We start from the raw sequence: 12,419 nt of genomic DNA on the forward strand, positions 1-12,419 counted from the left end.
CTCGACATCAGAACGCTCGGCGCCTCGCGCCGGACGGAAGCTGCGCGCGGCTCCGCGTGAGTTCGCGCGCCAAGACCACGGTCTCAAGGGCCGAAAACCTAGGAAGGGGAACAACCATGAACAGGCACTACAAGCGCGTCCTGATCCACGGCGTGGCCGCCACGGTCCTGCTGGCGGGCTCCAGCGCATACGGCCAGACGGCGTCGGAGGCGACTAAGGTCGAGGAGGTCGTCGTCGTCGGCTCGCAGATCAAGGGCGCCAAGACCACCGAGGCCCTGCCGGTGCAGGTCGTCACCTCGGACCAGATCCAGGCCACCGGCGCGGTGTCGGGCGATGACCTGATGCGGCAGATCCCGCAGGTGGGCGATGTGTTCTTCAACCCAACCAACCAGGCCCAGACCAGCAACACCGCCCGCGGCGACATCAGCTCGATCGACCTGCGCAACGCCGGCATCGGCGACACCCTGGTGCTGCTGAACGGCCGCCGCCTGGTGGCCCACCCCACCAGCAACGGCAACAACACCGTGCCGCTGATCAGCTTCAACTCCAGCTCGATCCCGGCCTCGGGCCTGGAGCGCCTGGAGGTGCTATTCGACGGCGCCGGCGCCATCTACGGCTCGGACGCGGTGGCCGGGGTCATCAACACCGTCATGAAGTCCAACTTCACCGGCCTGACGGTTTCTTCCCAGTACGGCGCGGCCGAGGGCACGCATCGCAAGGAGACCAGCACCAACGTCTTCGCCGGCCATGACTTCGCCGGCGGCAAGGGCAACATCTCGATGTCGCTGAGCCTGGTGGACCGCACCAAGCAGTATCCGGGCGACATGCCGTTCACGGCCAATCAGGACCTGCGCTCGCTGTTCGCCGACACCAAGTGGGCCGGCAGCGCCACGGCCGACGGGCGCGGCAACCAGAGCTCGTGGATCAATGGCAGCCTGGTCGGGGTCTCGACGGCGATCCGTCAGGGGACGACGGCCATCACCACGGCGGCCGGGGCCTTCCACATCCAGCCCAACACCATCGCCGGCTGCGCCACCCAGCTGGGCAATGGCCTGTGCCTGGGCACCGGCGGCAACGCCCAGGGCAACACCGGCGCGGGCAACATCCTCAAGTACAATGCGCCAGCCAACAACTACACGACCATCTCGCCGTCGATCCACCGGCAGAACGTCTATGCGGCGGCCCACTACGACATCAGCGACACCCTGACGGCCTATGGCGAGTTCGGGCTGTATCACGCCACCGCCCACTCGCTGACGACCCAGCCGACCAGCCTGGTGCCGGTGGGCGTGCCGGCGAGCAACTACTACAACCCGTTCGGCCCGGTGACCTTCGCCAACGGCCAGGTCAATCCCAACCGCCTGCCGGGCCTGACCAACGTGCCGGCCTCGGGCCTGGCCCTGACGTTCAACAACTACCGCTTCAACGACTACGGCCCCGACAATATCGACAACGCAAACTACCAGTGGCGCTACCTTGCCGGCCTGAAGGGCGAGAAGTTCGGCTGGGACTGGGATAGCGGGCTGCTCTACTCGTACGCCACGGCCAAGGACGTGTCGGACGGCGTCGACAGCAACGCCCTCTACAAACAGCTCGCCCTGTCGACCCCCGACGCCTACAACCCGTTCAACGGCAGCTGCCTGGACGGCGCGGGCGGCGGCGATTGCACGCCCAGCTCCAAGGCGGCCATCGACGCCACCAAGATCCGCCTGACCCGCAGGTCGAAGACGGGCCTACTGCTGGCCGACTTCAAGGTCTCCAACAAGGACGTGCTGAACCTGTGGGGCGGCAACAGCCTGGGCATGGCCGCCGGCGTCGAGGCCCGCCACGAGACCCAGCGCGACAATCGCGATCCGCACGTCAACGGCGACCTGCCGTTCTTCGACGCGGTCACCGGCCTGACCCAGCCGTCCAGCGCCACCGGCGTCAATGTCACGCCCTCCAGCCACGGATCGCGCGACGTGTTCTCGGCCTTCGCCGAGTTCGCCGTGCCGCTGGTCTCGCCGGAGATGAACATCCCCCTGGTCCGCGCCCTGAACTTCCAGGTCGCCGGCCGCTACGAGCACTATAGCGACTTCGGCTCGGTCGCGAAGCCCAAGATCGCCATGGCTTGGGACGTCATTCCCAGCGTCCGTATCCGCGCCTCGTACCAAGAGGGCTTCAAGGCCCCGAACCTGGAGACGACCGCCAACTACACCTATGGCCGCGCCGTGGGCGTGACCGACTACTACAAGTGCGACGCCGACATCCGTGCGGGCCGTCTAACCAACTTCAACGCCTGCTCGCGCGGCCTGACCGCCCGCTACTTCATCTCGGGCAATCCGGACCTGGGTCCCGAGACCAGCACCTCGACCAATGTCGGCGTGGTCTTCATGCCGACCTTCATCCCCGAAGCCCTGGGCCAGTTCACCTTCACCCTGGACCGCTGGCGGCTGAACCAGGAAGGCATCGTCGGCGTGCTGGGGGCCGGCAACGTGGTCGCCGCCGACTATCTGTCGCGCGTCACCGGAGGCTCGGGCATCCCTGGCATCGTCCGCGCCGCCCCGAACGCCGACGACGTGGCGGCCTTCGCCGGCACCGGTCTGGCGGCGGTGGGCAACATTACCGACGTGCGCGACACCTTCCAGAACCTGCAGCCCCAGAAGCTGAGCGGGTGGGATCTGTCGGGGACCTGGCGCAAGCGCACCGAGCGCTTCGGCCGCTTCGACGCCAATTTCACGGTGTCGCTGATGGACCGCTATCAGCGCTCGCCGCTGGTGGGGGTCGATGACCTGTTCGTCGCCCGCGCCGCCGGGATCATCAACGCCGCCACGCCGCTGTCGGACCCGGGCAACCAGATCCGCGTCAACGGCAAACCGCGCTGGAAGCAGTCGGCCAACCTGACCTGGAAGGGCGGCGACTGGCAGGTCGGCGTGTCGCAGACCTTCACCGGTTATGTCGAGGACCCCGGCTTCCTGGCCTCGGACGGCACGCCCTGGCGCACCAAGAGCCAGGTGCTGTGGAACGGCTATGTGCAGTACGAGCTGAAGGGCGACGGCTGGACCGACAACACTAAGCTGCGCCTGGGGGCCCGCAACCTGTTCGACCGCCTGCCGCCGCTGTCGGCCGGCGGCTTCAACGGCGGCCTCTACAATCCGTACGGCCGGTTCCTGTACGGCAGCATCAGCAAGTCGTTCTGATCCTCGATCGACTTCCCCGGCCTTGGCGTTCAGTCAGGGCCGGGGCGCGTCCGGTGTTGTTCGTTTAGCTCCCCTGCCGGACGCGGCTTCTTTTCTTGTGAGGGCGTCACATGCGCTTGATCCCGTTCCTGATCCTGCTGGCCACGTTGCTCAGCGGCGTTCGCGCTCATGCCGAGCCGACCGCCCGGATCGAGACCGGAGCGTTGCGCGGCGCGGTGCGCCAGGGCGTCGAGCAGTTCCTGGGCGTGCCCTACGCCGCGCCGCCCGTGGGACCGCTGCGCTGGGCCGCGCCGTCCCCGCCCGCGGCCTGGAGCGGCGAGCGGGACGCCAGCGTCGCCGGCGCGCGCTGTCCGCAGACCCCGATCGGCGATGCGCCCCGGTCCGAGGTCGAGGACTGCCTGACCCTCAACGTCTATCGGCCGACCACGCCCAACCGTTCGCCGCGCGCGGTGCTGGTTTATGTGCACGGCGGCGGCGCGACGAACGGCGCGGGCATCGATCACGACGGCTCGGCCTTGGCGCGGCAGGGCGACATCGTCGTCCTCACCGTCAACTACCGGCTGGGCGCGCTGGGCTTCCTGAACCATCCGGCCCTGGCCGACCGCGAGGGGCGGGCGGGCAACTACGCCCTGCAGGATGTCGAGGCGGCCCTGCGCTGGACGGCCCGCAACATCGAAGCGTTCGGCGGCGATCCGGCCAAGGTCACCCTGGGCGGGGAGTCGGCCGGCGGCACGCTGCTGTGCCCGCTGCTGACCTCGGCGAGCGCGCGGCCGCTGTTCCGGGCGGCGATCATCTCCAGCGACGACTGCCTGCACGACGTCGACCTGTGGGCGGCCAGCCAGGCGCGGGGCGTGGCGCTGGCCCAGCGCGCGGACTGCGCCGACGCGGCCTGCCTGCGGGCCCTGCCGGCCGGGAAACTGGTCGATATCGGCGGCTTCTCCGCGCCGCATGTCGGCGGCCCGGGCGGGGTGGACGCCACGACCTTCGACCGCATCCAGCACGGCGACTGGAACGCGGTCCCCGTGCTGCTGGGCGCCAATCGCGAGGAGGGCCGGATCGGCGGGCCGGCCTATCTGGGGTTCGACGCGGCCGCCTATCGCGCCTGGCTGCGCCGCCTGGTCCCCGAGGCCTTCGCCCAGCGGATCGAAGCCGCCTACCCGGTGAGCGCACCGGGCCTTGAGGCGGCCTATGCGGTCAGCGCTGTGCTCACCGACAGCGGCATGCGCGGCTTCGGCGGCTGCACCAGCCTGGCTTTGGCGGAAGCGATGTCTAGCCGGGCGACCGTTTACTACTACCAGTTCGAGGACCCCGACCCGCCGTTCGACCTGCGGGGTGACGGCTTCCGCTTCGGCGCGGCCCACAGCGCCGAGCTGACCTATCTCTGGCCCGGCGGCGGGTTCGCCAGCCGCACCGCGCGGCTCCAGCCTGAGCAGCGGACCCTGTCGGACCGGATGATCGCCTACTGGAGCCGGTTCGTCCGCACGGGCGATCCGGGGGGCGGCTGGCCCCGGATGGCGGCGAAGGACGGGGCGCTGATGGCGCTGCGGCCGGGGCGTGACGCGGTGCGATCGGCGCGAGCCTTCGAGCTCGAGCACCGCTGCGACCTGTGGTCGGCGCAGTCGTGGATCATGGAGCGAGGCTGAATCCCTCTCTCTCTTAGAGAGAGGGAGGGGCCCGCCGCGAAGCGGTGGGAGGGTGAGAGGTTACGAGGTCTGACGGCGTGCCGGCGCCCTGTCGAACTCCGTAACCCCTCACCCCAACCCTCTCCCTATGGGAGAGGGAGTTTACCCCACGTCCTCGCTATCGGCTTCCGCCGGCTGAGCGCCGCTGAAGGCTTCGCCCGAGCGTTCCCACCAGTACGGCTGACGCACGCGCTTGCCGGTGCCGACCTCGTTCAGCGTGGTCGGGTCGTACATCCGCCCGCCCAGCATCACGCGGTTGATCTTGTCGCTGTTGCGGATGTCGACCGTCGGGTCGGCGTCCAGCACCAGCAGGTCGGCCAGCTTGCCGGCTTCGAGCGAGCCGACGTCCTTGGCGTAGCCCAGCGAACGCGCCGAGTTGATCGTGCCGGCCGCCAGGGCCTCGACCGGGGTCCAGCCGCCGCGCACGAACGACCACAGCTCCCAGTGGGGGCCGAGACCCGCCTGCTGGCCGTGGGCGCCGATCGACACCTGCACGCCGCGATCGGCCAGCTTCTTGGCCTCGCGGGCGGTCTGGCCGTCGACATAGTCCTCTTCCGGCGCCGAGGCGCGGCGGACGTTGCGCGCCGCGAGCAGGGCCGGCGGGGCGTGCTTGGACAGCAGCGGGTGCTTCCAGACGTCCATGTGCTGGCGCCAGTAGGGATCGCCGGCGAGGCCCCCGTAGGCCACCACCAAGGTCGGGGTGTAGTTGGTCTTGGTCTGCGACCACAGGCTCACGACGTCGTCGTAGAAGTGCTCGACCGGCAGGTTGTGCTCCAGCGTCGAATTGCCGTCCTGCACCAGGCTGATGTCCATGCTGTAGAGCGAGCCGCCCTCCGGCACGACCTCCATCCCCTCCTTCTGGGCGGCGATCACCACCATCTGGCGCTGCTCGCGGCGGGGCTGGTTGTAGTTCTTGACGCTGTGGGCGCCCTGCGACTTCAGACGGCGGACGTGGGCCAGGGCGTCGTCCAGGCTGTTGATCTCGGCATAGACCTCCGGCGACTTGGCCCCGTAGATGATCTCGCCCGTCGAGAAGGTGCGCGGGGCCAGGATCTTGCCGGCCCGCTGCATCTCGCCGGCCACGAAGATCTCGGCGGCGCGGGCCGACGGATCGTGGATCGTGGTCGTGCCCATGGCCAGGTTGACCATCGACGACCAGTTCTGCTGCGGGACCAGGTCGTCCTCGCCCTGCTGGCCGTGGGCGTGGGCGTCCACGAGGCCCGGGATGATGGTCTTGCCGGCCACGTCGATGACCTTGGCGTTGGCGGGGATCGCCGCGCTGGCCTTGGGACCGACCGAGACGATGCGGTCGCCATTGATGACGATGACGCCGTCCTCGATGACGCCGCCGCTCTTGTCGGCCATGGTCACGATGCGCGCGCCGGTCAGGGCGACGACACCGGTCGGCTTGTCGGCCGTGACTTCCATCGACAGCGACAGGCCCGTGGAGATCGGCTTGAACTTGCCGGCGTCCTTGGGGGCGTCAGCGGCGGCCGGGGCGTTGGCGTACAGCGCCTCGGTATTGGCCGTGAACAGGGTCGGGCCCATGCTCCAGTGGATCTGCGCGCCGCCGTTCGACCAGTTGATGAACTCGGCGCCCTCGGCGCTGACCCGGGTGACGGGCAGGGCGCCGCCCTTCTGGTCGACCGAGACGTCCTGCGTGCCGGGCAGCAGCGGCATGACGAAGGCTTCGTAGTTCTGGCGGAAGGCCACGTTCGCACCGTCCGGCGCGACCTGGTAGTCGTTGACCAGCTCGCCGCTGGCGTGGACGTGCTTGGCCTCGCCGTCGAGATTGGTGCTGACCAGCTGGCGCTTGCCCTTCTCGGACATCAGCATGAAGACGCGGTCGTTGCTGGCGCCGAACTGCGGCTCCGAACCTTCACGCGAGATGCGGACCGGCGTGCCGCCCGAGGCGGCGACGCGGTAGACGCCCGGGTTCTGCGACCAGCGCCCGGAGGTCAGGCCGCCGCTGCGGCGCTGCTCGAACACGATGGTCTTGCCGTCGGGCGAGAACTGCGGGAAGCCGAAGTGCCCCGGCTGGCTCATCACGTCCTTGGCCGCGCCGCCGGCCGCCGAGACGGTGCGGATGTGGCCCAGGCCCGCATCGGTCCAGCCGACGAAGACGATGGTCTTGCCGTCGCGCGACCAGGCCGGATAGAGCTCGAACTCGGCCTCGTCGTTGGTCACGAGGCGACGCGCGGTCCCGCCGGCCGTCGGCTTGACCCACAGCTTGCCCAGGGTCTCGAACACCACGGTCTTGCCGTCCGGCGAGACATTGGCCCAGCGCGGCATCTTGGTCTGGAACTTGTCCGGCGCGACCTCGATCTGCGGGTGGGTGGCGTCGATGACCACGCGGGTGTCGTCGACCTTGAACGGGATGACGCTGCTCGCGCCATCGGCCACGTTCACGCGGCGGATCTTGCCGCCGGCCCAGAACACCACGGTCGAGCCATCCGGCGTCCAGGCCATGTTCGGATAGACGCCGGTGACCGCCCAGGTCTCCTGCACGTCCTGGTCCAGGGCGTCATAGATCTTCTTCTCCTCGCCCGAGGCCAGGTCCTTCACATACAGCTTGGACTTGGCGCGCTCGCGGCGGACGAAGGCGATCTTCTTGCCGTCCGGCGACGGGGTCGGGCGCACCGAGCCGCCGACGCCCGAGACGGCGGTGGTCACCTCGCCGGTCTCCAGCTCATAGCGCTCGATGTCGAACAGGTCGGTGTTGGAGTCCTGGGCGTATTCGAAGATCGGACCCGGGGTGACGTTGCGGACGTAGAAGATGCTCTTGCCGTCGGCGGCGTAGATCGGCTCGCCCAGCTCCTTCTGCAGCTGCTCGTTGGGGCGCTTGACCAGCGGCACGCCGCCGCCACCCGAGACGTGGTAGATCCACACCTCGCCGGTGCCCAGCGAGCGGCCGGTGGTGAAGTGCTTCTTGGCCACGATGTAGCGGCCGTCCGGGCTCCAGCTGGGCTGGTTCAGGAGGCGGAAGTCCTCCTTGGTCACCTGACGCTTGTCGCTGCCGTCCAGGTTCATCACCCAGATGTTGTCGCCGCCGCCCCGGTCCGAGGTGAAGGCGATGCGCTTGCCGTCCGGCGAGAAGCGCGGCTGGTGGTCATAGGCCAGGCCCTCGGCGATCCGCGTCGGCGTCCCGCCGGCGATCGGCATGGTGTAGATGTCGCCCAGCAGGTCGAAGGCGATGGTCTTGCCGTCGCGCGAGACGTCGACGTTCATCCAGGTGCCGTTGTCGACGGCGATCTTGACCTCGCGGGTGGTCACGCCGGGCGGGGCGTTGACGTCCCACTTCGCGGGCTTGTCAGTTTTGGCCGCATCCGCGGCCGGGGCGGCGCCCGCCGCGGGCGGCGCGGTCTGCGCCAGAGCCGAGCCCGACATCAACAACAAGGCGGCCAGCGCCGTCAGCCGACGATCCATTCCCAATACCCCTCAAGCGCAATCCGCGAGCGCGGAACGGGACCCTATGAGGGAAGTCGGCCGGAGTCACGGTGGAGGTTGGAAGGATTTTGCGTAGGCGGGACGGAGCCTAGGCGCGCAGCAGCTCGATCACCGCCCGCAGGCCCGCCGAGAGGTATTTTCGGGTCGGATAGTAGAGATAGAGCCAGTCCTCGGGCTGGCACCAGGGCTCCAGGCAGCGCACCAGCCGGCCGTCGCGCACATGGGCTTCGGCGCGGTGCTCCCAGACATAGGCCAGGCCCGCCCCGGCCAGGGCGCCGGCGATCAACAGCTCGTGGTCGTCGGAGCCGAACGGGCCGGACGGCTGGAACTCGACGGTGCGGTCGTCGCGCGTGAACTCCCAGGCGTAGCGCACGCCGCTGGGATAGAGGTTCTGGAAGCAGACATGGTCCTTGAGGTCCGCCGGCGTGCGCGGGACCGACCGGCTCTCGAAATAGGCGGGCGAACCGACCAGGGAAAAGCGCAGGCGCGGATTGATCCGCACCGCCGTCATGCCGTCGCGCAGGCTCTCGCCCAGCCGGACGCCGGCGTCGAAGCCCTCCTCGACGATGTCGACCAGCCGGTCGGTGGCGATGATTTCCAGCTGCAGGTGCGGATGGGCCTGGGCCAGGCGGCCCACGGCCGGACCCAGCACGAACGAGGCGACCGAGATCGGCGCGTTGATCCGCACCTTGCCGAAGGGCGTGTCGCGGAACTGGTTCAGCCCGTCCATCGCCGAGCCGATGTCGTCGAAGGCCGGCGACAGCCGCGACAGCAGCATGGCGCCGGCGTCGGTCAGCGACACGCTGCGGGTGGTGCGGTTCAGCAGGCGGATGCCGACCCGCGATTCCAGGTTGGTCACGGCATGGCTGATGGCCGAGGCCGTGACCCCGCGCTCCTCGCCGGCCCGGCGGAAGCTCTTGTGCCGGGCCACTGCATCGAAGGCGGCCAGCTCGGAAAGATCGGTGGTTCTCATTACTGAATATGACTCAGCATTGATCGGAATATTTCAAATCTAATCGCCGAGATCGATCGGCGCAATTCTCCTCCTCACAGACGGGCGGCGCTGACGCGGCCCCAAGCGAAACAAGGAGAAACGCGATGCCAGACTTCATTCCGCCGGCCCCGAACACCGGCTCGATCTTCGCCGACATGCGCGGCCATCACGTCGCGATCCGCACGCCCAGCCTGGACGAGGCCAAGGCCTTCTACGTCGGCAAGCTGGACTTCCGCGTCGTGGCCGAATGGGACTACGCCGACGAGAAGCTGGCCTATCTGGCCCCGGCCACGGACGACCACTTCTACATCGAGGTCCTGGGCGGCGGCGAACCGACGCCGGTCGACGTCAAGCCGTACACGGACCTGGGCGACAGCCTTAAATACGCCGGCTACCACCATCTGTGCCTGAACGTCGCCAGCGTCGACGAGACCGTCGAGAAGCTGCGCGGCCGGGGCGTGACGATCGTCACCGAGCCGTTCGTGCTGGAAGCCATCAGCCGCAAGCTGGCCTTCTTCTGCGACCCCTTCGGCAACCTGATCGAGCTGGCCGAGGTGCTGTCGTGAGCGGCGCGCTGCTGATCGTCGGCGCCGGTCCCGGCATCGGCGAGGCGACCGCCGAGCGGTTCGGCCGCGAAGGCTGGACCGTGGTGCTGGCCAGCCGCAGCCCCCGGACGGTGGACCCGATGGTGGCCCGGCTGGTCGGCCGGGGTGTCGACGCCCACGCCCTGGTGATCGACGCCACCGACGCCGAGGCCGTGCGCAGCGGACTTCGCGCCGCCGACCGCCTGACCGGCGGGCTGAGCGCGGTGCTCTACAACGCCGCCAAGGTCCGTAACCAAGACCTCTTCAGCATGACCGACGCCGAGGTCGAGACGGACCTCGCCGTCAACATCGCCGGCGGCCTGCACACCATCCGCGCCGCCGCCGACCTGTTCGCGGATCGGGGCGGGACCATCCTGGTGACCGGCGGCGGCCTGGCGCTCTCGCCTCACGCGGACTGGGCCAGCCTGGGCCTGGGCAAGGCCGCGCTGCGCAACGTTGTCCAAGGTCTGGTCCCGGCCCTGCGGGAACGGAACGTCCGGATCGGCCTGACCACCGTCGCCACCCTGGTGGCGCCGGCCTCGGTCGAAGCCGCCGGTGTCGCCGACGCCTTCTGGGACCTGGCTAACGATCCCGCCGCCGGCTGGGAGCGGACCTACCCCGCCGCCTGAACCTCCAAGACCCTCAACCTCGAGAAAGGAAACGCCATGCTCACCCTGAGCCAGGCCCAGGCGGCGATCGCCGCCGGCCAAGCCCGCGCCGCCGCCCTCGGCGTCCCGGTCAATATCGCCGTCCTCGACGCGGCCGCGCACCTCCAGGCCTTCGGGCGGATGGACGAGGCCGTGCTGGGCTCCATCGACCTCGCCCTGGGCAAGGCCCGCACCTCGGCCCTGTTCGGCATCACCAGCGAAGCCGTCTGGGACTACTGCAAGCCCGGCGCCCCGGCCCCCGGCCTGGAGCGCAGCAACGGCGGCCTGATGACCTTCCCTGGCGGCGCGCCGGTGCGGGACCCGGCGGGCCGTCTGCTCGGCGCCGTCGGGGTGTCCGGCGGCAGTCCAGACCAGGACGCCGAAATCGCCCACGCCGCCATCGCCGCGCTGACGATCTGATTTTTCCAAACCCCTGAACCCCAACCCAAATCCAGAAGGACCAAGACCATGACCAAGAAGACCATCCTGATCACCGGCGCGGCCGGCGGCTTCGGCAAGGGCGCCGCCCTCGGCATGGCCAAGAACGGCCACGACGTCATCGCCACGGTGCAAGTCTCCTCGCAGGTCACCGCCCTGCGCGAGGAGGTCGCCGCCCTCGGGCTTTCCGACCGCATCACCGTCTATCGCCTGGACCTGACCGACCCCTATGACATCCAGCAGGCCATCGGCCTGGACTTCGACATCCTGTGGAACAACGCCGGCATGGGCGAGGCCGGGCCGGTCTGGGAGATCCCCGTCGACCTGGTGCGCAAGAACTTCGAGGTCAACGTCTTCCTGCCGCTGACCCTGACCCAGGGCGTCGTCCAGAAGTGGGTCCGCGAGGGCAAGAGCCAGGGCAAGAAGGTGGTCTTCACCTCGTCGATGGGCGGCCTGTTCACCCCGGCCAACTGGGGGACCTACGTCTCGACCAAGCACGCCCTGGAGTCTGTGGCCGAGGCCATGCAGCAGGAGCTGGCGGCCTACGGGATCAAGATCCAGACCATCAATCCGGGCGCCTACTACACCGGCTACAACGAGACGATGGCCGACAATCCGTTCCGCTGGCTGGACGACGCCAAGAACTTCACCAAGCGCGCCGATCTGCGGAAGGGCTTCGACGACTTCTTCGCCACGCCCGAGGGCAAGATGGACGCCGAGGAGATGATCGATCGCATGATCGACATCGTCCCGGCCGACACCGGCAAGTTCCGCAACGTGGTGCCGCAGGTCATCGAGGACATGCTCAAGGCCCACCAGACGGCCGCCTGGGACAACCAGATCTAGCGTCTCGCCCAACCCCAAGGCCGCCGCCGGCTCGTCCGGCGGCGGCGTCTTGCCTGGAGATATCCCCATGCATCGCACGCTCGCCGCGCTCGCCTTCGCCGTCCTCATCGGAGCCCCCGCCATGGCCCAGTCGGCCGACGCCAACACCCAGATCGAACTTCGCAACAAGGCCGCGGTCCAGGCCAGCTTCGACGCCTGGCGGGCCGGGACGGGCGGCCCGTTCGCCCTTTTGGCCGACGAGGCCAGCTGGACGATCGTGGGCAATTCCGACGCCGCCGGGACCTATCCCAGCCGCGAGGCCTTCATGACCAAGGTGATCGGCCCCTTCAACGCCCGCATGAGCCAGGGCATCAAGCCGACGATCCGCCAGATCCACGCCGACGGCGACGCGGTGGTGATCTTCTTCGACGCCGCCGGAACCGCGCGCGACGGCCAGCCGTACGCCAACACCTATGCCTGGTTCTTCCGGATGAAGGACGGCAAGGTCATCGAAGCTTCGGCCTTCTTCGACAGCCTGGCGTTCAACGACCTGTGGCGGCGGGTGACGCCGCGCGCCGAGTAGCGCGGCGGAGCCGAGATTGACGCGTGGCCGGGGATTTCCC

General features: G+C 69.1%; 9 protein-coding genes and 1 pseudogene. 7 read left to right on the forward strand and 3 right to left on the reverse strand.

Annotation, left to right across the window (positions count from 1 at the left end):
- Nucleotides 1–116 precede the first annotated feature (116 nt).
- Both AC07YH_RS19390 and AC07YH_RS19395 read left to right on the forward strand, forming a co-directional pair.
- On the forward strand, nucleotides 117–3,179 hold the full coding sequence (locus AC07YH_RS19390; protein WP_494748595.1) for a TonB-dependent receptor domain-containing protein: 3,063 nt from the start codon (nucleotides 117–119) through the stop codon (nucleotides 3,177–3,179).
- A gap of 110 nt (nucleotides 3,180–3,289) precedes the next feature.
- Entirely contained in the window at nucleotides 3,290–4,822 is a 1,533-nt protein-coding gene (locus AC07YH_RS19395) for a carboxylesterase/lipase family protein (RefSeq protein WP_494748596.1), read from the forward strand.
- 19 nt (nucleotides 4,823–4,841) lie between these two features.
- Here AC07YH_RS19395 and AC07YH_RS19400 read toward each other — a convergent pair.
- From AC07YH_RS19400 to AC07YH_RS19410, 3 genes and pseudogenes are all read right to left on the reverse strand, one after another.
- A pseudogene (locus AC07YH_RS19400) lies at nucleotides 4,842–4,934 on the reverse strand (hypothetical protein); the annotation flags it as partial.
- Nucleotides 4,935–4,963: 29 nt separating this feature from the next.
- Nucleotides 4,964–8,287: an amidohydrolase family protein gene (locus tag AC07YH_RS19405; RefSeq protein WP_494748597.1), complete on the reverse strand. Its 3,324-nt coding sequence runs from the start codon at nucleotides 8,285–8,287 to the stop codon at nucleotides 4,964–4,966.
- 109 nt (nucleotides 8,288–8,396) lie between these two features.
- Nucleotides 8,397–9,281, reverse strand: a complete 885-nt coding sequence (locus AC07YH_RS19410) for a LysR substrate-binding domain-containing protein (protein WP_494748598.1) — start codon at nucleotides 9,279–9,281, stop codon at nucleotides 8,397–8,399.
- A gap of 125 nt (nucleotides 9,282–9,406) precedes the next feature.
- On the opposite strand from AC07YH_RS19410, the gene AC07YH_RS19415 reads away from it, so the two are divergent.
- The 5 genes from AC07YH_RS19415 to AC07YH_RS19435 all read left to right on the forward strand — a co-directional run bounded on the left by AC07YH_RS19415 (nucleotide 9,407) and on the right by AC07YH_RS19435 (nucleotide 12,379).
- Nucleotides 9,407–9,868, forward strand: a complete 462-nt coding sequence (locus tag AC07YH_RS19415) for a VOC family protein (protein WP_494748599.1) — start codon at nucleotides 9,407–9,409, stop codon at nucleotides 9,866–9,868.
- Nucleotides 9,865–10,515, forward strand: coding sequence for an SDR family oxidoreductase (locus AC07YH_RS19420; RefSeq protein ID WP_494748600.1), 651 nt, complete (start codon nucleotides 9,865–9,867; stop codon nucleotides 10,513–10,515). The genes AC07YH_RS19415 and AC07YH_RS19420 overlap by 4 nt, the downstream gene beginning before the upstream one ends.
- 36 nt (nucleotides 10,516–10,551) lie before the next feature.
- Nucleotides 10,552–10,953, forward strand: a complete 402-nt coding sequence (locus AC07YH_RS19425) for a GlcG/HbpS family heme-binding protein (protein WP_494748601.1) — start codon at nucleotides 10,552–10,554, stop codon at nucleotides 10,951–10,953.
- 48 nt (nucleotides 10,954–11,001) lie between these two features.
- Nucleotides 11,002–11,817, forward strand: a complete 816-nt coding sequence (locus AC07YH_RS19430) for an SDR family oxidoreductase (RefSeq protein ID WP_494748602.1) — start codon at nucleotides 11,002–11,004, stop codon at nucleotides 11,815–11,817.
- 67 nt (nucleotides 11,818–11,884) lie between these two features.
- On the forward strand, nucleotides 11,885–12,379 hold the full coding sequence (locus AC07YH_RS19435) for a nuclear transport factor 2 family protein (protein WP_494748603.1): 495 nt from the start codon (nucleotides 11,885–11,887) through the stop codon (nucleotides 12,377–12,379).
- Nucleotides 12,380–12,419 lie beyond the last annotated feature (40 nt).

The sequence above is a fragment of the Caulobacter sp. GW456-12-1-14-TSB4 genome (genome assembly GCF_059424195.1).

Bases quoted from the DNA above. Each gene is read 5' to 3' on its own strand.
- AC07YH_RS19390 (WP_494748595.1), top strand. From the start codon at position 117: ATGAACAGGCACTACAAGCGCGTCCTGATCCACGGCGTGGCCGCCACG.
- AC07YH_RS19395 (WP_494748596.1), top strand. From the start codon at position 3,290: ATGCGCTTGATCCCGTTCCTGATCCTGCTGGCCACGTTGCTCAGCGGC.
- AC07YH_RS19405 (WP_494748597.1), bottom strand. From the start codon at position 8,287: ATGGATCGTCGGCTGACGGCGCTGGCCGCCTTGTTGTTGATGTCGGGC.
- AC07YH_RS19410 (WP_494748598.1), bottom strand. From the start codon at position 9,281: ATGAGAACCACCGATCTTTCCGAGCTGGCCGCCTTCGATGCAGTGGCC.
- AC07YH_RS19415 (WP_494748599.1), top strand. From the start codon at position 9,407: ATGCCAGACTTCATTCCGCCGGCCCCGAACACCGGCTCGATCTTCGCC.
- AC07YH_RS19425 (WP_494748601.1), top strand. From the start codon at position 10,552: ATGCTCACCCTGAGCCAGGCCCAGGCGGCGATCGCCGCCGGCCAAGCC.
- AC07YH_RS19430 (WP_494748602.1), top strand. From the start codon at position 11,002: ATGACCAAGAAGACCATCCTGATCACCGGCGCGGCCGGCGGCTTCGGC.
- AC07YH_RS19435 (WP_494748603.1), top strand. From the start codon at position 11,885: ATGCATCGCACGCTCGCCGCGCTCGCCTTCGCCGTCCTCATCGGAGCC.